General features: G+C 47.0%; 25 protein-coding genes and 1 rRNA gene. 9 read left to right on the forward strand and 17 right to left on the reverse strand.

Annotated features, from left to right (window positions below; translation table 11 throughout):
* Positions 1–181 (reverse strand): 16S ribosomal RNA (locus H615_RS0115775); the annotation flags it as partial.
* A gap of 524 nt (positions 182–705) precedes the next feature.
* Positions 706–1,575 carry a nucleotidyltransferase-like protein gene (locus H615_RS0115780; protein ID WP_027956048.1) on the reverse strand — a complete coding sequence of 290 codons (870 nt, stop codon included), beginning with the start codon at positions 1,573–1,575 and terminating at the stop codon, positions 706–708.
* A gap of 134 nt (positions 1,576–1,709) precedes the next feature.
* On the opposite strand from H615_RS0115780, the gene H615_RS0115785 reads away from it, so the two are divergent.
* Entirely contained in the window at positions 1,710–2,087 is a 378-nt protein-coding gene (locus H615_RS0115785; protein WP_027956049.1) for a YgzB family protein, read from the forward strand.
* Between the two features lie 87 nt (positions 2,088–2,174).
* On the opposite strand, the gene perR is transcribed toward H615_RS0115785, so the two are convergent.
* The 5 genes from perR to H615_RS0115810 all read right to left on the reverse strand — a co-directional run bounded on the left by perR (position 2,175) and on the right by H615_RS0115810 (position 5,278).
* Positions 2,175–2,618 (reverse strand): peroxide-responsive transcriptional repressor PerR, encoded by a 444-nt coding sequence (perR, locus tag H615_RS0115790; RefSeq protein ID WP_035532548.1) that lies wholly within the window; start codon positions 2,616–2,618, stop codon positions 2,175–2,177.
* A 119-nt stretch (positions 2,619–2,737) separates the two neighbouring features.
* Positions 2,738–3,295, reverse strand: a complete 558-nt coding sequence (locus H615_RS0115795; RefSeq protein ID WP_027956051.1) for a cob(I)yrinic acid a,c-diamide adenosyltransferase — start codon at positions 3,293–3,295, stop codon at positions 2,738–2,740.
* A 1-nt stretch (position 3,296) separates the two neighbouring features.
* Positions 3,297–4,250, reverse strand: a complete 954-nt coding sequence (locus H615_RS0115800; protein ID WP_027956052.1) for a D-2-hydroxyacid dehydrogenase — start codon at positions 4,248–4,250, stop codon at positions 3,297–3,299.
* A gap of 82 nt (positions 4,251–4,332) precedes the next feature.
* Positions 4,333–4,803 carry a thioredoxin-dependent thiol peroxidase gene (gene bcp, locus H615_RS0115805; protein ID WP_027956053.1) on the reverse strand — a complete coding sequence of 157 codons (471 nt, stop codon included), beginning with the start codon at positions 4,801–4,803 and terminating at the stop codon, positions 4,333–4,335.
* Positions 4,804–4,867: 64 nt separating this feature from the next.
* Entirely contained in the window at positions 4,868–5,278 is a 411-nt protein-coding gene (locus tag H615_RS0115810; RefSeq protein ID WP_027956054.1) for a potassium channel family protein, read from the reverse strand.
* A 182-nt stretch (positions 5,279–5,460) separates the two neighbouring features.
* Here H615_RS0115810 and H615_RS22140 point away from each other — a divergent pair, with 182 nt between their 5' ends.
* The 3 genes from H615_RS22140 (at position 5,461) to H615_RS0115825 (ending at position 8,395) form a co-directional block, all read left to right on the forward strand.
* Positions 5,461–5,547: a YjcZ family sporulation protein gene (locus H615_RS22140; RefSeq protein ID WP_079478425.1), complete on the forward strand. Its 87-nt coding sequence runs from the start codon at positions 5,461–5,463 to the stop codon at positions 5,545–5,547.
* A 191-nt stretch (positions 5,548–5,738) separates the two neighbouring features.
* Entirely contained in the window at positions 5,739–7,034 is a 1,296-nt protein-coding gene (locus tag H615_RS0115820) for a glutamate-1-semialdehyde 2,1-aminomutase (RefSeq protein ID WP_027956055.1), read from the forward strand.
* Positions 7,035–7,327: 293 nt separating this feature from the next.
* Entirely contained in the window at positions 7,328–8,395 is a 1,068-nt protein-coding gene (locus H615_RS0115825; protein WP_027956056.1) for an FUSC family protein, read from the forward strand.
* Positions 8,396–8,627: 232 nt separating this feature from the next.
* On the opposite strand, the gene H615_RS0115830 is transcribed toward H615_RS0115825, so the two are convergent.
* The 4 genes from H615_RS0115830 to H615_RS0115845 all read right to left on the reverse strand — a co-directional run bounded on the left by H615_RS0115830 (position 8,628) and on the right by H615_RS0115845 (position 12,610).
* Positions 8,628–10,397: an ABC transporter ATP-binding protein gene (locus H615_RS0115830; protein ID WP_027956057.1), complete on the reverse strand. Its 1,770-nt coding sequence runs from the start codon at positions 10,395–10,397 to the stop codon at positions 8,628–8,630.
* A 68-nt stretch (positions 10,398–10,465) separates the two neighbouring features.
* Positions 10,466–10,993: a nucleoside tri-diphosphate phosphatase gene (ntdP, locus tag H615_RS0115835; RefSeq protein WP_027956058.1), complete on the reverse strand. Its 528-nt coding sequence runs from the start codon at positions 10,991–10,993 to the stop codon at positions 10,466–10,468.
* Positions 10,994–11,248: 255 nt separating this feature from the next.
* Positions 11,249–11,425 (reverse strand): gamma-type small acid-soluble spore protein, encoded by a 177-nt coding sequence (locus H615_RS0115840; RefSeq protein WP_027956059.1) that lies wholly within the window; start codon positions 11,423–11,425, stop codon positions 11,249–11,251.
* 120 nt (positions 11,426–11,545) lie between these two features.
* Complete coding sequence (locus H615_RS0115845) at positions 11,546–12,610, reverse strand: C40 family peptidase (RefSeq protein ID WP_027956060.1); 1,065 nt, start codon at positions 12,608–12,610, stop codon at positions 11,546–11,548.
* A 266-nt stretch (positions 12,611–12,876) separates the two neighbouring features.
* Between H615_RS0115845 and H615_RS0115850 the strand changes: the two genes are divergently transcribed.
* Positions 12,877–13,101, forward strand: coding sequence for a hypothetical protein (locus H615_RS0115850; protein ID WP_027956061.1), 225 nt, complete (start codon positions 12,877–12,879; stop codon positions 13,099–13,101).
* Here H615_RS0115850 and mutY read toward each other — a convergent pair.
* Positions 13,091–14,179 (reverse strand): A/G-specific adenine glycosylase, encoded by a 1,089-nt coding sequence (gene mutY, locus H615_RS0115855; protein WP_027956062.1) that lies wholly within the window; start codon positions 14,177–14,179, stop codon positions 13,091–13,093. The genes H615_RS0115850 and mutY overlap by 11 nt on opposite strands.
* Positions 14,180–14,233: 54 nt before the next feature.
* On the opposite strand from mutY, the gene H615_RS0115860 reads away from it, so the two are divergent.
* On the forward strand, positions 14,234–15,235 hold the full coding sequence (locus H615_RS0115860; protein WP_027956063.1) for a metal-dependent hydrolase: 1,002 nt from the start codon (positions 14,234–14,236) through the stop codon (positions 15,233–15,235).
* A 136-nt stretch (positions 15,236–15,371) separates the two neighbouring features.
* Here H615_RS0115860 and H615_RS22380 read toward each other — a convergent pair whose 3' ends face one another.
* On the reverse strand, positions 15,372–15,671 hold the full coding sequence (locus H615_RS22380) for a hypothetical protein (RefSeq protein ID WP_156896508.1): 300 nt from the start codon (positions 15,669–15,671) through the stop codon (positions 15,372–15,374).
* A gap of 60 nt (positions 15,672–15,731) precedes the next feature.
* Positions 15,732–15,998, reverse strand: a complete 267-nt coding sequence (locus H615_RS0115865) for a YfhJ family protein (protein ID WP_027956064.1) — start codon at positions 15,996–15,998, stop codon at positions 15,732–15,734.
* 107 nt (positions 15,999–16,105) lie between these two features.
* Between H615_RS0115865 and sspK the strand changes: the two genes are divergently transcribed.
* Complete coding sequence (sspK, locus tag H615_RS22145) at positions 16,106–16,279, forward strand: small acid-soluble spore protein K (RefSeq protein ID WP_084163184.1); 174 nt, start codon at positions 16,106–16,108, stop codon at positions 16,277–16,279.
* Positions 16,272–16,412, forward strand: coding sequence for a YpzG family protein (locus tag H615_RS22595; protein WP_160838703.1), 141 nt, complete (start codon positions 16,272–16,274; stop codon positions 16,410–16,412). The genes sspK and H615_RS22595 overlap by 8 nt, the downstream gene beginning before the upstream one ends.
* A gap of 291 nt (positions 16,413–16,703) precedes the next feature.
* Here the strand turns inward: H615_RS22595 and H615_RS0115880 are convergent, their stop codons facing one another.
* Positions 16,704–17,039, reverse strand: coding sequence for a YfhH family protein (locus H615_RS0115880; RefSeq protein ID WP_027956065.1), 336 nt, complete (start codon positions 17,037–17,039; stop codon positions 16,704–16,706).
* 86 nt (positions 17,040–17,125) lie between these two features.
* Here H615_RS0115880 and H615_RS0115885 point away from each other — a divergent pair, with 86 nt between their 5' ends.
* Positions 17,126–17,785, forward strand: a complete 660-nt coding sequence (locus H615_RS0115885; RefSeq protein ID WP_027956066.1) for an SDR family NAD(P)-dependent oxidoreductase — start codon at positions 17,126–17,128, stop codon at positions 17,783–17,785.
* A 317-nt stretch (positions 17,786–18,102) separates the two neighbouring features.
* Here the strand turns inward: H615_RS0115885 and H615_RS0115890 are convergent, their stop codons facing one another.
* Positions 18,103–18,369, reverse strand: a complete 267-nt coding sequence (locus H615_RS0115890) for a phosphocarrier protein HPr (RefSeq protein ID WP_027956067.1) — start codon at positions 18,367–18,369, stop codon at positions 18,103–18,105.
* Between the two features lie 15 nt (positions 18,370–18,384).
* On the reverse strand, positions 18,385–20,421 hold the full coding sequence (gene ptsG / locus H615_RS0115895; RefSeq protein WP_027956068.1) for a glucose-specific PTS transporter subunit IIBC: 2,037 nt from the start codon (positions 20,419–20,421) through the stop codon (positions 18,385–18,387).
* Between the last annotated feature and the right edge of the window lie 85 nt (positions 20,422–20,506).

Below are 20,506 nucleotides of genomic sequence, written 5' to 3' on the forward strand. Positions count from 1 at the left end.
AGCCCCGGTTTCCCGGGGTTATTCCGATCTTACAGGCAGGTTGCCCACGTGTTACTCACCCGTCCGCCGCTCGTTCCACGAGCTTCACCCCGAAGGGATCCACTCGCTTCCCGCGCTCGACTTGCATGTATTAGGCACGCCGCCAGCGTTCGTCCTGAGCCAGGATCAAACTCTCCATAAAAGTAGTTTGACTTGCTCATTTGCACACCGAATGTGCTTTGTTTCAAATTTCTTCATTAAAGAAGAAATGTTTTGACGTACTGGTTGGTTCGTTCAGTTTTCAAAGATCAAATGTTGTCAGCCGTTTGAAAACAGCGACTCAATCATCTTAACATGTGTCGTTTTTCATGTCAACAACTTTTTTCATTAAGTTGAGAAAGCGTTTCGTTTTCGTTTTTGGCGACAAATACTAGATTATCACGGGAAGTTGTTAGTGTCAACAACTTTTTTCGTGATTTGTTTTAGTGCTTTTCAGCACCATGCCGCTCTCTTAAAGCGACAAGTAATAATTTATCACGCAACGTTATTGAAGTCAATAACTTTTTTGCTGTTTTTTCACGGCGTCTCTTGCTCCGCTGAGCCGCTCTTAATGCGACGTTTAATAATATAGCACGCCTGTTTAAGAACGGTCAATGGTTTTTATTAAAAAAGTCCTCTTCCTTTAATAAATCGATGGAAGAGGACATTCAACTATAAATGGTCGGGTTATTCTACAGGCTTATAGGTGCGGTGGAAAATCTGCGGTCCCTTCGTTTCCTGGGGGATCACCTCGATGGCTCCGTGCTCAACGAGATACTCGATCATCGAGGATAGATCCAGTATATATTCCTGAATTTCCGGATGGACTTTCAATTCGCCGAACGACCACGGCTCTTCCCTGTCGTTCATCAACTCCAACAAATGCCGGGCGCTGGAACGGGCTCGCTTGCTGATGGAATGTTCAACGGCCAGAATCATTAGCTGGATCCGTTTTTCCGTCGGCTCCCCACTCTCAATTAACTCCTGATAGAGTTTATAGATTTCAGGCTCAATCCGTTTCACCTGATTCCATACGGTGACTTCCGGATGAAAACCTTTCTCTATAATGGACAACCGGGCTAAATAATGGAGCGAGCTCACCATTCTGCTGTAGGAATCCAAATATTGTTCAGAATCATAAAGATCCTTGGATTCACTGTAACTGCGTATCAGTTTGGCGAATTCTATCGCTTTCTTCAGGCTGCGGTTCTTTTGAGGAAACTCGCGAAGGTGCTCTTTCATTAAAGTCACATATTCATTTCTTTCAAAGATGATGCTTCCATTAATCACCCATTCCACCGCCCGCCGGTAGGAGCTGGTGTCAATCCAGTGATGGAGGAGGGTTTCATCCACAATATGCATTGCTGCTGATTTGTTCTCAAATTCATAGTGCTTCACATACCACAGCTCTTCTGCATCCCGTACGATAATGAAGAGAATCACATCAAAGTTATCCGTGACCGGACTGATTGGTTTGTTCTTTTCCAGGATCAGGATCCCCAGGGTACTGCTCTGGCTGGCTCTTTCCTGATAAATCGGGCGTAATAAATCTTCCATTGTCTTTCCCCCATATTCAATTTCCCTTTCCTGTGTTAATTCGCTACGATGCGTCAAAATCCTTTTTCCGTATTGTATTTGTTCCTAGAAAAATATGCTATACTACGTGGTAGATAAGTAAGGAGGGAGCCTTAGTGGCGTTAAAATACAGCAGTAAAATCAACAAGATCCGTTCTTTTGCTTTCTGGCTGATTTTTCTCGGTATCGGAGTCATGTACATCGGCCTGTTGTTCAAGGACATCGTCTGGCTTATGGCAACGTTCATGATTTTAGGGATGGGCTTTGTCGGACTAAGCACCGTCGTTTACTTCTGGATCGGCATGCTCTCCACCAGGACCATCCAGATCATCTGTCCTTCATGCGAGAAACCGACCAAGATGCTCGGACGGGTCGACGCCTGCATGCATTGTGATCAGCCGCTGACGATGGACAAGTCCCTGGAAGGTAAAGATTTCGATGAGAAGTACAATAAGAAGAAATACCGAAACGAAAAGGCTCCTACACAGTCCTGAGCCGTCCGGACCCGTTATCCACGGGTCTTTTTTTGTATCCATTCATAAAAAATGCCATAAAAAAACTGAAAGCGCAGGGCTTTCAGTTTAGTGGGCCATTTCTGATTGACATTTGGAACACGTTCCATAGACTTCCATACGATGATGGCTTACGTCAAATCCCGTCACCTGTTCAGCTAATGATTCAACTTCGTTAAGGCTTGGATAGTGGAAATCCACGATTTTTCCGCAGTTGTTGCAGATCGCATGGTAGTGGTCACTCGTATTACAGTCGAACCGGCTTGAGGAGTCTCCATAAGTAAGCTCCCGGACCAATCCGATATCCTTGAACACGCGCAGGTTGTTATAAACAGTGGCCACACTCATGTTTGGGAATTTACTTTCCAGCGCTTTGTATATTTCATCAGCTGTAGGGTGGGTCATTGCATTAAGCAGGAATTCAAGCACCGCATGACGCTGTGGAGTGATTCGGACGCCGGATGATTTCAATGTATCAATCGCATCCTGGAGTCGATGATCAGACACGGTCATGCACCTCGCTTTCATAAAATGATTCTTGATTTATAAAATTATTACATTAGAATGCTTACAATTAGTGTAACCTTTCCGTAAACCGGTTGTCAATATGGAAGCCCGCATTCCACGTTGGATTACACATCGGGATGGAGGGGTGTTTCTTTTCCGCTCAGCTTCTTATTCACATATCTGGCCGCAACAAACAGGAAATCCGATAAGCGGTTCAGATAGGACACAACTAGCGGGTTGTTCAGTTCATCCTCCAGCGTAACGGCCAGTCGTTCTGCTCTGCGCACAACGGTACGGGACAGATGGAGGGCGGCTGACGCTTCATGCCCTGATGGTAGTATGAAATTCTTCAACGGGTCAAGTTCCTGGTCCCACGTATCAATCTGCTGTTCAAGGTCTTCAATATGCTCCTGCTTCAGCTTCCAAGTGACATCCTTCCCCTTGGGTGTAGCAAGCTCCGCCCCAACATGAAAGAGAATCGTCTGGATTTTCTCCATGGTCTGCATGAAAGCTGCCTTATTCGTCCAGTCTTCCTTCCTTAGATGACTGAGCGCAACGCCTATGGTTGAGTTAGCCTCATCACACGTTCCGTAGGCCTCCACTCTTACATCATTCTTCGCGACACGCTGGCCGTAAATCAAGGAGGTCTGCCCCTTATCACCGGATCTTGTATAAATACGCATCTCAATACCCCCGTTCTGGATCAATAATATTTCTCAACTCACCGTCTCCGTTCAGGAACACCTCAAGGTTTTCTTCAAAAATGGCAAAGCCGCGCGGCACATAATGAGGAGAAATGCCTGAGATATGCGGCGTGACCGTCACATTTTCCTCTCCCCAGAATGGATGAGCCTCTGGAAGTGGCTCTTCTTCAAACACATCAAGCACGGCATGAGCGATTTCATCGGTGGTTACAGCATCCATAATGACGTCAGCCGGAACAAGATCTCCTCTTCCCATGTTCAAAAAGACCGCATGATCGGGCATAGCAGCAAAATGGGCGTAAGTCAGCATGCCCCTCGTCTCTTCGGTGCTCGGCAGAACAGCAACCACAAAATCAGCTTTCGGAAGGACAAGGTGGATGTCGGAAATCGGGTACACCTGGTCAAAATGCTCCTTCGGCCGTCCGGATTTGGACAAGCCGATCGTTGTCATCCCGAAAGCTCCGGCGAGACGGGCCGTTTCCTGGGCGATGGCCCCTGTGCCGAGCAGCACCATCGTGCGTTCGCTGATTTCATTCATTTCAGCCCTCCGGCTCCATTCCCGCTTCTGTTCCTGCTTCATCAACGTCTTGGCTTTTCTTGACACCTGCAGCAGCATGGATATCGCGTACTCCGCCATCGGCTTGGCATGAATGCCCCGGACGTTGGTCACAAGGATACCGCGCTTTTTGATTTCGTCAAAAGGCATCCGATCCATGCCTGCTGACAAGACCATGATCCATTTCAATTTCTTGGCCACCTGGATTTTTTCTTCATCCAGATCCTCCCCGTATGTAATGAACACATCGGCTTCTGCTAAATAATGCTGCGCCTCATGCATCCCGTGACAGAAAACGAAATCCACCCCGTCAAAACGACGGCTCAAATGAATCCGGATTGATTCTGGAACCCTTTTAATAGCTGAAACAATCTTCATCGTGTCCCCTCCATCCTCTTTTTCTTTATCTTAGCTTATAAAGAAACCATAGTCACCTGTGGACTATGGTTTCAAGCTGTTCTTATTGAAGGTTTTCACGAATGTATTGAAGAGCCGCTTCCACGTGGCCCTCTACTTTCACTTTGCGGAACTCCTCAGCAAGGTTTCCCTCTTTATCAATGATGAAAGTGGAGCGCTCGATGCCGTAATACTCCTTGCCGAAGTTTTTCTTCAGCTTCCATACGCCAAACTCCTCGGAAACCTTGTGGTCTTCATCTGCAAGAAGCATAAACGGAAGGTCATGCTTGTTAATGAATTTCTCATGAGAATCAACCGGGTCCGGGCTGACACCAAGAATAACCGCGTCCAGATCCTCGAAACTTTCATGATGATCACGGAAGTCACACGCTTCTGTCGTGCACCCCGGCGTCATATCTTTCGGATAAAAGTACAGGACGACGTTCTTTCCTTTGTAATCAGACAAAGAAACGGATTCCCCGTTACTTGCCGGCAGTGTGAAATCTTCGACTTGCTTTCCTTTTTCTATAGACATATGAGCACCCTCCTTAAAGATATCTATCCTCTAGGGTACCTTACTCAGAAGGAAACTTCCAATCTCAGTCTCTTTTTTTGTTACTCTGCCATACTTTTGCAGCAAGAGCTGCGGGAAGGGTGTAACCGATCATAGCCTCTAGAATCGCCAGCCACTTCCCCACCCCTACAGGCAGCATATCTCCATAGCCGACGGTAAATAATGTGACACCGCTGAAATAGATACTACGTATGAATTCTTCGATCCATGATACCCGTCTGTAAGGGATGCCTGTCCGGTATACATCCACCCCCTCCAGAATCAGCACCGTATAAATGAGGCCGAAGCCAATCATCACGATGGTGTACAGAAGCATCACGGCAATGAACAGCTGACTCGAAAAAATCTTGTGCTCGATTTCCAGGGAGTGAAAGATCTGCCGGAGACTCGCCCCCATCAGAAGCAGTAAAAGGATGCTGACGATAATCGTAATCATAGCGTGCTCCTTCTTATCATCCAGGTGAAGATGGGTGACAGGCTTTACTTTTTCTTATGTCTTTTTCGAGTTGGATATGCCTCTACCCCACGAAGATATTTGCCGAAAAAACGGGCGGATGCACAGCCCGTTTTTCAGGGGAAGGCATAAGATACTGTAAACCATGGAAAGGGGGAATTGTAATGGGTTACGGATATGGCGGAGGCTTTGCGCTGATCGTTGTTCTTTTCATCCTTCTAATTATCGTTGGTGCAGCGTTCGTATACTAAGATGAACATCAACTGATGGGATGACCATAAACCAGTGTATATTCCTCATGGGTTCGACCGGACAGTTGCATACGTTAGTGATGAAACACAGAGAAAGACCGGCCTGCTGAGACAGGGCGGTCCTTTTCTATCTTGTGACATGGACAAACATGCTACAATGAGAAAGTGAAACAGTTGTTAGGAGGTATAGCATGAACATTCCACGTTCAGAACAATTATATAAAGAAGCCGAAGAGCACATCGTCGGCGGGGTGAACTCTCCTTCACGCGCCTATAAAGGTGTCGGAGGTGGGACACCGGTCTATATGGACAAAGCGGAAGGCTCCCGTTTCTATGATGTCGACGGCAACGAATACATCGATTACCTTGGTGCCTACGGGCCGATCATCACCGGACATGCCCACCCGCATATTACGGAGGCGATTACGAAGGCAGCACAGAACGGCGTCCTGTACGGCACACCGACGGTTCTCGAAAATCGGTTTGCTAAAATGTTGAAAGATGCCATCCCTTCCCTTGATAAAGTCCGGTTTGTAAACTCCGGAACGGAAGCGGTCATGACGACGATCCGTGTCGCGCGGGCATACACCGGCCGGAATAAAATCATTAAATTCGCCGGCTGTTACCACGGTCACTCCGACCTTGTCCTCGTCGCCGCTGGATCCGGACCTTCCACACTTGGCACACCGGATTCTGCAGGAGTACCGGCATCGATCGCCCAGGATGTCATTACCGTTCCATTCAACGATATTGAACCGTTCAAGGAAGCACTCCGCAAGTACGGCGATGAAATTGCAGGGGTTCTTGTTGAACCGATCGTCGGCAACTTCGGAATTGTTGAGCCAAAGCCTGGTTTCCTGGAAGCTGTGAATGAGCTGACCCATGAAGCAGGTGCGCTTGTCATTTATGATGAAGTCATCACGGCCTTCCGCTTTACATACGGAAGCGCCCAGCAGTTGTTGAACATCGAACCGGACATGACCGCGATGGGTAAAATCATCGGCGGCGGGCTTCCGATTGGTGCCTACGGCGGACGAGCCGATATTATGGAGCAGGTCGCACCGCTCGGACCGGCCTATCAGGCAGGAACAATGGCTGGTAACCCAGCTTCCATGTCAGCAGGAATCGCCTGTCTGGAAATCCTTCAACAGGAAGGTGTGTACGACGAGATGGACCGTCTCGGTCAAAAACTCGAAGAAGGCATCCTCCGGCACGCGGAACAGGCAGGCGTACAGATTCAGATCAACCGCCTTAAAGGAGCCTTAACGGTTTACTTTACAGATGAAAAGGTAGAAAACTACGAGCAGGCGGAAAACACAAATGGAGAACGGTTTGCCCGTTTCTTCAAACTGATGCTAGCCGAGGGCATCAACCTCGCTCCATCTAAATATGAAGCCTGGTTCTTAACGACCGCTCATACGGACGAAGATATCGACCGGACACTCGAAGCGGTTGAGAAGACATTCAAAATTATGGCCGCTGAATAAACACCATCCCCTTCTTCCTATATAAGAAGGGGATTTTTTCTGGAAAGGGAGTTGCCTAACCCGGTATTCCATGCTATTATATATTTATAATTCTGAATATTCCCACGAATTATGATCTTTGTTTCATTTCTTTCCCTTTTCATAGGAACCAGCTCTTGGGACTGGTTCCCCTTGGGCTTATGCTGATTTCACGCATAAGCCTTTTTCTTTTGTTCTTCCTACCCTATTATCATGTATAATGATGGCAGTCCTCCTTTATCGAGGAGGTTTCATGTAAAAAGGATGATGCTTGTATGAAATTGGGCGCACGGATGATGAAGACAGGTCTGGCGGTCGGAATAGCTCTTTATTTCGGACACCTGATCGGCTTCATCTCCCCATTACTCGCTGCCATTGCTGTTGTTTTTTCCATTCAGCCTTCGATTTACCGTTCCTATCAGTCGATTATTGAACAACTGCAGGGGAACATCATCGGGGCCATGATTGCCATCGTTGCCGTATTCACCCTCGGTAATGATCCTTTTGTCGTCGGCTTTGCGATTATCCTCGTCATCGGAGTCACATCGACGATGAAGATGAACGAAAATACGATATCTCTTGCGGTCGTAGCAGTCATCGCTTTGATGGATGCCACCGACCAGACCTTTCTTTACTTCGCCGGCTCACGACTCTCATCCATGATTCTCGGTATTCTGGCCGCTTTCATCGTGAATCTCGTCTTCCTGCCTCCAAGGTATGAGACACGGTTGTTCACGAAGATCGACAGTGCCACCAATGATATTCTGCAGTGGCTCCGCGTAACAACGAGACAGTTGTCGGACGAGCCCGCTTTAAAATATGAAATTACGAGGATTCAGGATGACATGCGCTGGGTAGATCACACGTACCTGCTGTATTCAGAGGAACGGACCTACTTCAAGGGCAGCCGATTTTCCAAAGGAAGGAAAATGGTGCTCTTCCGTCAGCTGATTACGACGACGAAAAAATCTTTTGATGTCCTGAAGGCCTTCTACAGGCTGGACCATAAGATCGAGCAGATTCCGGAGGATTTCCAGGATGCTGTCGTTCAGGAACTGGATAAGCTGATCAACGCCCACGAGAAACTGGTGTTGAGCTTGAAAGGAAGAATAAAACGAACGCACAAGCAGTCTCTGAGGCGGATCGAGGAACCGGATATTCCTTTATTGGTCGAGCGGCTGATGCATGTGTATGAAGAAAGCAACAATCCCGATAAGCTCGTTTTCCTTCCCCTCGCCTCCCAGCTGATGGAATACCATTATCAGCTTGAACGGTTGAAGAGGCTGTTGAAAAGTTACCAGAACCATCATCAGGGTGACTTCATCCAGACATCAGACAAATAAAAAAAGCATCGCACACGCGGGCTTTAGACTGCCGGGAAGATTTCCGGCAGTCTTTTTTCGTCAATTTCACTAAAAAAGGACATTCTCCAGCGGTTTTTAAGAGAAAATGATGTTCTTAGACACATCCATTGGGAGGTTACGCCTGCGGGTACAGCACGGACCAAGTCAGTTGAGGCCATACACTTTTTCTTAAAACACAAAAAAGGCATCCGCACATGCGGACGCCTTTTTTTTACGTATGGGAAGAGGTGGCCGGCTCATCCAGCTCCTGAACCTGATAAAGATCATAATAATGACCTTTTTTCCTCATTAACTCGTGGTGGGGACCGACTTCAACGATTTCTCCGTTCTCAATGAGCACAATCCGATCCGCATGCGTGATTGTCGATAAGCGGTGGGCAACGATGAATGTCGTCCGCGATGATGCGAGACGCTCCAGTGCCCCTTGGATGAGATGCTCACTTTCCAGATCAAGCGCACTCGTCGCTTCATCGAGCACTAACAAAGGCGGGTTTTTCAAAAAGACACGCGCAATGGCCACACGCTGCTTCTGTCCACCTGAAAGCTTCACTCCACGTTCACCGACGAGGGTATCGTAACCATTTGGAAGATCCATAATGAAGTCATGAGCATTAGCGGCTTTGGCAGCTTCAATCATTTCCTCATCTGTCGCATCAGGGTTCCCCATCCGGATATTCATCGCAATGGATTCACTGAACAAAATGTTGTCCTGCAGCACCATCCCGATTTTATCACGGAGCGAACGAGCCTGAACCTCTCGGATATCCGTGCCATCCAACAGGATTTTTCCTGCTGTCACGTCGTAAAACCTCGGGATCAAGCTGATCAGTGTAGACTTACCGCCTCCACTCATACCGACAAAGGCGATCGTTTCTCCTTTTTGGATATGCAGATCGATGTCCTTCAGCACGAGTGGATCTTCTTCATCATAACGGAAGGAAACGCCCTCCAGGCGGACATCGCCCTCTACATGCTCCAGCTTCTTGGCCTCCGGCTCATCGACAATGTCATATTCCTCATCGACAAATTCAAAGACACGGTCCATGGAAGCAATCGACTGGGTCAGGACAGTGGCTGAGTTCACAAGTCTGCGCAGCGGATTGTACACACGGTCCATGTAGCCAATGAACGCGACCATCGTACCGACCGTCAACGATCCAGTAATGACCTGATAGCCGGCAAATGTGATGACAAGCAGCGGAGCCAGGTCTGTAATCGTGTTCGTCACGGTATACGTGTACGCATTCCAATTGGTGTGCGTAATCGCCTTATCCAGGAAGTTTTTGTTTTTCGTACCGAACTGGGCCTGCTCATGGTCTTCCAAAGCAAAGCTTCGAGTGACCGGAACACCCTGCACTCGTTCATGCAGATGCCCCTGGACTTCAGCAAGTGCCTGGGAACGATCGCGCGTCAACTGGCGGAGACGAGCGTAAAAGTATTTGACTGCAAACCCGTAAAACGGAAACAGAGCAATAGCTACAAGTGTGAGCCATGGGTCCATCGTCAGCATGATAATAACCGCAACAACAATCGTGATCATATCGAGCCAGATGTTCATTAAGCCTGTTATGACAAACGTCTTCGTCTGTTCAACGTCATGAATGACACGAGAAATGATCTCTCCTGTCTTTGTCCTGGAATAAAACCGCAGACTAAGACGCTGGATATGATCGAACAGCTTTTCACGGATATCATAGAGGATGTGGCTCCCGATCCATTGGGCGAGATACTGGCGGATGTATTCCACCGGCGGTCTCAGGACGAGGAAAACGAAGAGCGCTCCGCCCATAAGCCAGAGCAGCTGATCCATTTTTTCCGACTGGGCCATCTGATCTGCATTAATGATGTCATCAATGACGTATTTCGTTATCAACGGCATCAGCAGCGGAATGGAGAATTTAATGATTCCAATAAGAACGGTTAAAATTATTTTTCCTTTATACGGTTTGACAAACTTCAAGTATCTCTTGATGCTGTCCAAAAAATCACCTGCTTTCTTTCACCTGAACAACAAGAGAAGCGCACTCCTTAGAAGTGCGCATCCACTCATTATCTATACGTTAAATATCTTTCGTACCACTGATCAATAAACTCCGGCGAGAAAGGCCCCTTTCTCTGCCTGATCCATCTAAGTAAAATATCTACATTGTTATACAGAATACGGTCCAGCACGTGAGGATAGTTCATTCTTCTCTTATGAACTTCATACTCGTCCTCATCTAAAATCTTGTACGTCATATCCGGAAACACCTTCACATCGAGATCATAATCGATGTACTTGATGGTTCCGTCCTCATAGATGAAGGGAGAGCTGATATTACAGTAATAGTACACGCCGTCTGTCCGAATCATCCCGATGACGTTGAACCAGTACTTGGAATGGAAGTAACAGATGGCAGGCTCTCTGGTCACCCAGCGGCGGCCGTCGCTTTCTGTGACGGTCGTCCGGTCATTGGCACCAATGATGACGTGCCTCGTTCCTTTTAATATCGTTGTACTTTCCCAAACACGGTGTAAATGCCCATTATGCTTATAGCTTTGTATTTCAATCCGCTTCCCTGCTTCCGGGCCGGGCATAAGATCCCCCCTTCCCTTTCATTACCGTATCACCTTCTGTCTATTATAACGACAAACGAAAGCGAATGAAAACAATTACTCTGAAAAGTGTGCCGGACGCTCCCATCTTTTTCAGGAAAACGGGTGGAGAATTCAAGGCGGCCATTATATAGGAAGAAATAGAAAAAAGAGCCGCCCGCTGCCGGGACGGCTCTTTCTCATGGGAGATTGCAACAGGCTAATCAAACAGCCCGGCCAACCTGCCAAAGATTCAGGTTACTTTTTCTTCGCCTGAGATTTTTGGTTCTGCTCGATTACGTGCTGTGCATCTGTTTGCTGGGCAAACTCAGCGCCGTATTGGGAATTCCCTTGAGCAGCTTGTTGGTTTTGTTGTTTTACGTGATTAACATCCGTACCAGCTGCTGTTTTGTTTTGTTTCGGTTGCTTAGCCATGTGTATCACCTCCGCAAAAATTATTGTGTACAGCGAGCCTTTGTTTCATTCCTCATCGACCGAAATTTTTCACAAAAAAAAGAGCGGCCCTTGATGGGACGCTCTTTTCTGATGCTTTGATTAGTTGGCAAGACGCTTCGTACCGATGTAGCGGCTTCCCCAGTAGTTGCTGGAAAGGGAGCTGATTTCCACGCCGTTCGTAGAACCTGTGTGGATGAACTTGCCGTTTCCAAGGTAGATTCCTGCGTGAGAAGCTCCAGGCTTGTAAGTTTCAAAGAAGACAATGTCTCCAACCTGGCGCTGGGAATCACTGACAGACTGCATACGGCTGTCTGCATAAATGGTAGCTACTGTACGTGGAATGCTTACGCCTTCCTGTGCGAATACGTAGTTAAGGAATCCACTGCAGTCAAAACCGGATGGTGTGCTTCCTGCCCATACATATGGTGTACCGATGTGCTTTTTAGCTTCTGCAACCAGTCCATCTACAAATCCAGAGTTTGAACTTGAAGAACTCGTGGTAGATGTATGACTAGAGGATGAAGATGAAGAAGAAGAAGATGATGTAGACGCTTCACCACTTACTTTCAACTTCTGACCTACATAAATCGTTGTACCGGACAAGCCGTTCAGGCTCTTAAGGCTGGATACGGATGTTCCGTACTTGTATGCAATAACAGATAGGGAATCACCACTCTGAACTGTATACGTGCTTGTTGACTTAGATGAAGAAGAGCTTGAGCTGCTGGAAGAAGTAGACTTACTGGAGTTGGAAGAACTTCCAGATAGAGAAAGCTTCTGTCCAGGATGGATAACATCACTGGAAATATTGTTCATGCTCTTCAACTTAGAAACAGACATGCCGTGGTTTACTGCAATCGCCCAAAGGGAATCACCACTTTTAACAGTGTAGGATCCACTTCCGGAATTGGAAGACGACGTTGATTTCTGTGAAGATGATGCATCTTTTTCAACAATCAAACTCTGACCAACGTAAATCATGCTGGAATTCAGACCATTCCATGATTTGATTTCTGAAACAGATCCGTCATACTGCCTGCTTAAATCCCAGATTGTATCCCCGGATTTAACCTTGTGCAATTCATCCGCAAAAACTGAAGTTCCCATAACAGATGCCCCAAGCAAAGCTCCACTGACCGCCGTAACCAATTTTTTCTTATTCATGTATTCTTTACTCTCCCCTATGTATGAATTGTTATAATTGTGCAATCAAATAACCTAAATCCCATTATTCATAAAAGACAATTGTTTGTAAATACTCCGAAACTTCTACAAATACCAACAAAGGCAGTCGAACCCTTTGATACCAAGGTTTTCCACACTTCGTTACATTTACTTTACAGGTTTGTTACATGTGTATTTGTCGAATTTTGTTTGTATGAGCAGGACAATTGTACATACATTAAGGAGGAAAAGGAGGCTGTTCTTTTATGTATGTTGGAAGAGATTTAGCTGGATTGACGATGGAGCCTAAACAGAATTGGGAAGAAAAAGAGCTGGGGTATTTTCATACGTCCCTGTCGCAGGCCGCTCCCTATCTGAATGCAGAAGGGGTCACCCTGCTCAGGGAAATCAACAAAGAAATAGAGCGCCGCGGCGGTCTGGAAGCAAAGGAAGCTTCCTGGACCAGCGGCACTCATACAGTTACGGACTAATATACGGATGGGCTTTTTGATGGGATACGGGAAATGGATAATCAAACATTGCTTCACGGTCGACAAACCTCGCCCGCTCATGATCGAGACGGCCGCTTTTCACTACGGCTCTGACCACATCCATTTCCCAGATCAAATGGGAAAACACATGCCGGACGTGATCCACTTTTTCCCCAAGTTCTACCTTCAGACCATATTCCCCGTACATCCAGACCGGTACGGATTCCTGATCCACATCTTCCAGTGGAACCATCGGATACTGCCACAGCGAGGCCAGAAGCCCTTCTCCAGGACGCTGTTCGATCAATACCTCACCTTGGTCATTTTCAATTAAAAGCAGCAGGTAAGGGATTTTTTTCTGTTTTTTCTTCGACGCTTTAATAGGGAGTTCGGTTTCAGCTCCTTTTTCAAAGGCGCTGCAGTGATCCTGCACCGGACAAAGCATACAGGACGGTGTCTTCGGTGTGCAGATAAGGGCACCAAGCTCCATCAGCCCCTGATTAAAGGCGGATGGATCCTCTTTGGAGATCAAGTGCCGGACGAGTTCTTCAAACAGCTTTCTTGTGCTCTGTTTACTGATATCATCCTCTACATAAAGAATACGGGAAAGTACCCGCATCACATTTCCATCGACAGCCGGCTCCGGTGTATCATAAGCTATACTCAAGATCGCCCCTTTCGTATAGGGGCCGACGCCTTTCAGTTTCCCAAGTTCATCCGGGTCACTCGGTACTACGCCGTCATAGGATTCGACAACTTCTCTGACAGCGTTTTGCAAATTTCGAGCACGGGAATAGTAACCTAACCCCTCCCATGCCTTTAAAACCTCCTGCTCATCGGCTTCGGCTAAGGCTTCCGGGCTTGGGAATCTGCTCATAAAATGGTTAAAATAAGGAATAACCGTATCAACACGGGTCTGTTGGAGCATAATTTCTGATACCCAGACTCTGTATGGATCCTGATTTTCCCGCCAGGGCAGGATTCTCTGCTCTTTTTTAAACCAGGATATAAGATCATCTCTAAAAGCATTTACATTGGTATGATTCAATAGGAAGGGAACTCTTTCTTTCGGTTTCACTGGAAACACCTTTCTTATTTAACGTTTTCGTCACCCAAAAAGGAGGTTTGTACGTTGGATACTGGTACTCATGTGGTCATGGGCGTCGCTCTTGGCGGTATCGCTACGCTTGACCCAGCCGTAAGCTCTGACCCGGCTTTATTCAATGCTGTCCTGATCGGCACGCTCGTCGGGTCGCAGGCACCGGACATTGACACTGTTCTGAAACTGAAAAACAATGCCGTTTACATCCGCCATCACCGTGGAATTACCCACTCCATTCCGGCGGTCCTTTTATGGGGAATCAGTATCCCCGGCATCATATACCTATTTAACCCGGAGGTCAACTTTCTGCATTTGTGGCTGTGGAGCTTTTTGGCGGTCATTCTTCACGTATTCGTAGACATCTTCAACGCCTACGGAACCCAGGCCTACCGTCCGATTTCGAAACGCTGGGTCGCTTATGGCTTCATCAACACCTTCGACCCTTATATTTTCATTCTGCATATCGCCGGGATCGTCGCATGGAACCTTGGGGCTTCACCCGGAATGATGTGGCTGATCATTTACGGAGTTATTGCCATTTATTACGTGAAACGGTATTTCGATAAAAGGGAACTTGTCCGCCTCATTCATGAGAATGTGGACGGAGTGACTCAGATCGCCACCTCCCCCACCATCAAGCAGAACATATGGCGGATTGCTATTACGACTCCGGAACATTATTACGTAGGAAGAGCCGAAAACGGACATTTGAAAATTCTGGACAGATTTGTGAATAAACCGATTGATTACGATGATCCGGTTGTTCAAAAAGCATTAACCGACCAGAACATCAAAGCCTTTCTGTCCTTCTCACCCGTCTACCGCTATGAATTAAGCTACTTTGACGAGTATACAGAAGTCCGTTTCATTGATCTGCGCTACCGCTCGCGCGGACGCTATCCTTTTGTAGCTGTTGCGCAGATTGATGATGAGCACGGAGACAACTTGAAGATTCTCAATTCCTATACCGGCTGGGTGTTCACGGAAGAAAAACTGCAGAATAAACTCAGTCCGATGGAATCAAAGTCGTAATGAGAAAAAAGGCCTCTTTGAAGTGAGGCCACCGAAAAACTAAGGATTTGTTAACGGTAAAGTTTAAAAAAGCGGATGGTATGGATAAAGTATTCCATGCCATCCGCTTTTTTTATATTCATGAAGCTTGTCCTTCCTATTCCTTCATTCGTTTCACATTCGTTGTAAAAATCGCAATGGCCCCTTGAGTCGCATGACTTCGAGCCCGAAAATGAGGCAGCCCCATATCCGTGTGTTTATGTATTCTTCTCATTGTACAAGAAAAACACTTTTTCAGATGGGACACCGTTGATTCCACGATGAGCGTTCGATGGTGACGCCTGCGGGAACAGCGTGAGCCGTAGATCCACTTGGTCAAGTGATCTTCTTGACCAAGTTCGATGAGCCCGTGCCCGCGGCAAACATCCATCGACAAGCGATTCGTGAGAATCAACATTAACCACTTCTCTTGATAGGAAGGAGTTTTTCAGTGGCCAACTTTGAAGTGGCTCCTTTTTTAATGCAGATCCCCTTTTTTCTCAAGCATCTTTTTGTATTTCGAATTGGTGGCCGCGAACTCATGAAGCCTTGGTCCGTAATTTTGGATCCATTGCGTGACAATCTGCTCCGTCACTTTCTTTCCTTCGTATTCACGGCCTGCCTTCGCCCGTGTCGTTTCGAAATCCTCCCACAGAAGCTCGACCCATGTAAGGGCCTCTTCCATTGTCAGATGTTCGTTCTGCTTATATAAGGTTTCAGCCAGACGCTGATAAATTTCATTCATGGTACCACTCCGTCTCTGCCATAGTTTACCCTTTATTATAACACATCATAGGCAGCAGTCGGGGTATACTAAGCCTGCCTCTTCCCGGAGGCATAGGAGGGTGACGAATGCGTAACAAGGCCAAAAATTTCCCAAATGTTCATATGACCCACGCACCGGATGATCAGAGTGAATACTCAAACAAGCGTCCGAACGGAACGATCAACAATAAGCCGCAGGAACGTGCGGCCCGATCGAGACACCGTGATGTCAACGACACAGGGAGGAATTACCATGGGTAAGCGTAATTTCAAAGCCGCTCCGGCTTCTCATTCCCATCGAAGCTCCAAGCACATGAGCCGACGTGTCAATGGAGAAACAGAGCAGACGCAGGCGAACCAGATCACTGAAATTCAAATGAGAAAAAGAAACTAAAGAAACCAGGTACCTCATATACCCGGTTCAGGCTGTCGAGAATGACTCGACAGTCTTTTTTAATTGATGCTGTACCGTTTCTGTGAATGCGTGGCTTCACCTGTTATTTAAAAGGCGCTGATAAAGGAAAAGCATCCTTTACCAGCGCCTTTTTGTAATATGTCTACTCCCTGTGCACGATGGCGAGGAGCGTTCGGTGGTGACGCCTGCGGCAAGCATCCACCGATAAGCGGAGCGGTATACATACGCAATAAGGCCAACACCATTGCTGGTGTGAAATCCCCATACTTTCTATTCCTGCACTTGACGGCCGAGCATGGAAATCGGCAGGGCCTCTTCCTCTGTGCTCACCTTCTGCCCCTGCTGCTTCCGGTAACCCCAGGCAAAAATACCATTCATATATTGGATGTAAAACGTGTGCACATAGTCCCCGTCCATTTCGTAGGTTTCCCCTGCCGAGAAATCGTCCGGATTCATCATATAGGCTTTAGCCATAATGATTTTCCGTTCATGAACAGCGTATTCATTGACCATGCCGAGCTGCTCCGCCTTCTGGGCTTTTTCTGTCAGCCGTGCGATTTCATCCCTTAATTCTTTCTCTGAATAGTCACTGTATCTCCGTTCCATCCTTCTCCCCCTTATCTTTCCTTTCTTTACATTCTAACAGGCTTTAGGGACAATGGATATATGACAGGACAAGGAGGCTGGTTTCATTGTTGAAGATTTGGATTACAGGTGCCGGAACCGGACTGGGAAGGGCTCTTGCCCATACCTATGCCAGGGAAGGAAACCATATATTGTTGAGCGGCAGGAAATATGAACCTTTAGCTGCTGTACAGAGAGAAATTGAACAGAATGGAGGAAGCGCGGAGATCATCGTATGCGATATTACAACCCCTTCCTCCATCGCTTCAGCTGTAGAAAATATTGACCACGTCGATGTATTGATCAATAACGCCGGAATCGGTATTTTCGGAGAGCTGTCCTCCTACTCTGAGAGCGATATAGAGCAATTGCTGGGAACCAACGTCAAAGGTACGGTCCTTATGACACAGGCAGCTCTTTCCCTTCTGCAGCAGTCTGAAGGCCGTGTTTTGAATATCATCTCCACAGCCGGCCTGCGCGGGAAAAAGAACGAAAGCATTTACTGCGCCAGTAAATTTGCTCTCAGAGGCTTCACAGAGAGTCTGCAGAAGGAATGGGAAGAAGAAAGCATCACAGCGACCGCTGTCTACATGGGCGGGATGAATACACCATTCTGGAAGGAGACGGACCACGTCAAACACCCGGAGAAGATGAAGAGCCCGGAAATCGCAGCAGATCAAATTTACAAAGAGGATGACGGCCGCGCCGAAATATTTGTTGACCGTTAAAAAATAGGCTTTGTTATTGCTTGGTGTTGTTATTTAACATGTGAGCTCAAGTCACCCCTTTCTGTCATGGGATTTGTATGAGGCGGCCTTGGGAATGACTCCCTTTCCGTGGGGTACCGTGAGCCTCCTCAAACTTCGTTCCCGAGAAAAGCGGACGGTTTTCCCTGCCATCCCATGCTCTGAGTAAATAACGGACCGGACCCTTAATTCCAGACGGAGACGATTTAGTAATCGTTTAAAATATCAACAACAGACTTTAACAGAGCTAAAAAATAAAAAGACAGCCTGCCGGATCGGCAGGCTGTCTTTTTTATGAATTACTCACCAAGGTTTTCTTCTTTTGCTTTTGCCACAACGGCGTTTACTGCTTCTTCTTCGTCTGCACCTTCAGCAGAGAACGTTACTTCAGCCCCGCTTGGAATTCCAAGGGACATGACGCCCATGATGGATTTCATGTTAACGGACTTGCCATTGTACTCAAGGTTTACGTCAGATTCAAATTTACCGGCTACTTGTACAAGTGCTGTGGCTGGACGTGCGTGTACACCGTCCGCAGATGTGATTTTCATTGTTTGTTGTGCCATGATACATTCTCCTTTTTATTCAGTGATTTCTACAATATCCGGCTGGTTATGATTCACTTCACCAGACGCTTTCAGGCTGACGCTCTGGCCTTCCTGAAGGTTTGTAAAGATAATCGGTGTCACAATAGACGGAGCGTTTTCCTTAACGAAGTCCAGATCGACTTCCATTAACGCCTGCCCCTGCTTCACTTCGTCTCCTTCAGCTATTTTAGCTGTAAATCCTTCACCTTTCAATCCTACCGTATCAATTCCGATATGAAGCAGGATTTCCATGCCATTATCAGCTTCAAGACCGATCGCATGTTTTGTAGGGAATACGTTCAGCACTTTACCATTGATCGGTGATACAACTTTTCCGTCAACCGGCTCGATGGCAAAACCGTCTCCCATCATTTTACCAGAGAAGACCTGATCCGGCACTTCTGTAATCGGCATGATGTTCCCTTTCAGCGGGCTGACAAACGCAAGCTCGCCTTTAGACACAGGGGCTTCTGCCTGTTTCTTTTCATTCATAATTTCAGCTACATCTTCCTTAGAACGTGGTGTTTTACCATCAATGATGTCCTGCATTTGTCCACGCAGTGTATCAGAGACAGGGCCGAAGATAGCCTGGATGTTGTTTCCAACTTCCATGACCCCGGAAGCACCTAGTTTTTTCAGACGGTTTTTGTTTACATCATTTTTATCGTTTACAGAGACACGGAGTCTTGTGATACAAGCATCCAGGTGGTCGATGTTTTTCTGACCGCCCATCGCCTCAAGAATTTCAAATGGCAGGTCGCCCACTTCTCCATCCTCTTCTTCATCTTCTGCTTCGTCTTCACGGCCTGGAGTAGCCAGGTTGAACTTAAGGATCGCCCAGCGGAACCCGAAGTAGTAGATGACGGAGAAGACAAGTCCGACGATGATGACCCACCACCAGTCTGTACGGTTGGGAAGGACACCAAAGAGAATAAAGTCAATCAGACCACCGGAGAAGGTCTGTCCGATTTTCACCCCAAGGATCTCCATGATCATGAAGGAGAATCCTGCAAATACAGCGTGAATAGCGAAAAGGATCGGTGCTACGAACAAGAATGAGAATTCAATCGGTTCTGTAATCCCTGTAAGGAAAGAAGTCAAGGCAGCAGAAGCCATGATTCCTCCGACCACTTTTTTACGTTCCGGCTTCGCTGTGTGATAAATGGCAAGCGCTGCTGCTGGAAGACCGAACATCATGAACGGGAATTTACCGACCATGAAAGTACCAGCAGTAAAATCAACGCCGTCTTTCAGCTGTTCAAAGAAAATCGTCTGGTCACCACGGATAATTTCACCGGCCGCGTTGGTATAAGAACCAAATTCAAACCAGAATGGTGAATAGAAAATGTGGTGCAGACCAAATGGAATCATGGATCGCTCAATCAGGCCGAAGAAGAAAGCAGAGATGGTCTGGTTTCCTTCAAGCATCAGCTGGGAAAGAGCATTCAGACCGGCTTGTGCAAACGGCCATACCCAAAGCATAATGACACCCAGGATCAAGGACGTAAACGCCGTGATAATTGGAACGAAACGTTTACCGGCAAAGAACCCGAGGAATTGTGGTAGTTCTATATTGAAATACCGGTTGTACATCGATGCTGCTAATATACCGACGATAATACCACCAAAGACTCCGGTCTGGAGCGTTGGTATACCGAGTACTTCCGCATAAGCGGGATCAGAGACCATGTCGGCATCGACATTTCCGAGCACGCCCATAACAACGTTCATAATTAAGTAACCGATAATCGCAGCAAGACCTGCAACACCATCGCCTTTAGCAAGACCAATGGCAACACCTACAGCGAAAAGAAGCGGCAGGTTGGCAAAGACTATTCCACCAGCTTCAGCCATCACCTGGAGCAGTGTCTGCACCCAGTCGGTACCGAAGAATGGAACTTTGTCGACAAAGCTGTCCTGTGCAAAACTTGTACCAAAAGCGAGAAGAATACCGGCTGCAGGCAGGAGTGCCACAGGGGTCATCAACGCTTTACCGACTTTTTGCAGTGTGCCGAAAGCATTCTTAAACATAAGTATTTCCTCCTTTTTGTTTGTGGCAGAAATGCCGGAGCAATCAAACTAAAACGGTTTCAGTCTTAAACAGATGATGACCAGG

Origin of the sequence: Halobacillus kuroshimensis DSM 18393, assembly GCF_000425705.1 — a bacterium.
GTDB lineage: Bacteria > Bacillota > Bacilli > Bacillales > Halobacillaceae > Halobacillus > Halobacillus kuroshimensis.

Excerpts from the sequence above, each read along its gene's own strand:
- H615_RS0115780 (WP_027956048.1), bottom strand. The coding sequence starts at position 1,575 with ATGGAAGATTTATTACGCCCGATTTATCAGGAAAGAGCCAGCCAGAGC.
- perR (WP_035532548.1), bottom strand. The coding sequence starts at position 2,618 with ATGACCGTGTCTGATCATCGACTCCAGGATGCGATTGATACATTGAAA.
- H615_RS0115795 (WP_027956051.1), bottom strand. The coding sequence starts at position 3,295 with ATGCGTATTTATACAAGATCCGGTGATAAGGGGCAGACCTCCTTGATT.
- H615_RS0115800 (WP_027956052.1), bottom strand. The coding sequence starts at position 4,250 with ATGAAGATTGTTTCAGCTATTAAAAGGGTTCCAGAATCAATCCGGATT.
- bcp (WP_027956053.1), bottom strand. The coding sequence starts at position 4,803 with ATGTCTATAGAAAAAGGAAAGCAAGTCGAAGATTTCACACTGCCGGCA.
- H615_RS0115810 (WP_027956054.1), bottom strand. The coding sequence starts at position 5,278 with ATGATTACGATTATCGTCAGCATCCTTTTACTGCTTCTGATGGGGGCG.
- H615_RS22140 (WP_079478425.1), top strand. The coding sequence starts at position 5,461 with ATGGGTTACGGATATGGCGGAGGCTTTGCGCTGATCGTTGTTCTTTTC.
- H615_RS0115820 (WP_027956055.1), top strand. The coding sequence starts at position 5,739 with ATGAACATTCCACGTTCAGAACAATTATATAAAGAAGCCGAAGAGCAC.
- H615_RS0115825 (WP_027956056.1), top strand. The coding sequence starts at position 7,328 with ATGAAATTGGGCGCACGGATGATGAAGACAGGTCTGGCGGTCGGAATA.
- ntdP (WP_027956058.1), bottom strand. The coding sequence starts at position 10,993 with ATGCCCGGCCCGGAAGCAGGGAAGCGGATTGAAATACAAAGCTATAAG.
- H615_RS0115840 (WP_027956059.1), bottom strand. The coding sequence starts at position 11,425 with ATGGCTAAGCAACCGAAACAAAACAAAACAGCAGCTGGTACGGATGTT.
- H615_RS0115845 (WP_027956060.1), bottom strand. The coding sequence starts at position 12,610 with ATGAATAAGAAAAAATTGGTTACGGCGGTCAGTGGAGCTTTGCTTGGG.
- H615_RS0115850 (WP_027956061.1), top strand. The coding sequence starts at position 12,877 with ATGTATGTTGGAAGAGATTTAGCTGGATTGACGATGGAGCCTAAACAG.
- H615_RS22380 (WP_156896508.1), bottom strand. The coding sequence starts at position 15,671 with ATGTTGATTCTCACGAATCGCTTGTCGATGGATGTTTGCCGCGGGCAC.
- H615_RS0115865 (WP_027956064.1), bottom strand. The coding sequence starts at position 15,998 with ATGAATGAAATTTATCAGCGTCTGGCTGAAACCTTATATAAGCAGAAC.
- sspK (WP_084163184.1), top strand. The coding sequence starts at position 16,106 with ATGCGTAACAAGGCCAAAAATTTCCCAAATGTTCATATGACCCACGCA.
- H615_RS22595 (WP_160838703.1), top strand. The coding sequence starts at position 16,272 with ATGGGTAAGCGTAATTTCAAAGCCGCTCCGGCTTCTCATTCCCATCGA.
- H615_RS0115880 (WP_027956065.1), bottom strand. The coding sequence starts at position 17,039 with ATGGAACGGAGATACAGTGACTATTCAGAGAAAGAATTAAGGGATGAA.
- H615_RS0115890 (WP_027956067.1), bottom strand. The coding sequence starts at position 18,369 with ATGGCACAACAAACAATGAAAATCACATCTGCGGACGGTGTACACGCA.
- ptsG (WP_027956068.1), bottom strand. The coding sequence starts at position 20,421 with ATGTTTAAGAATGCTTTCGGCACACTGCAAAAAGTCGGTAAAGCGTTG.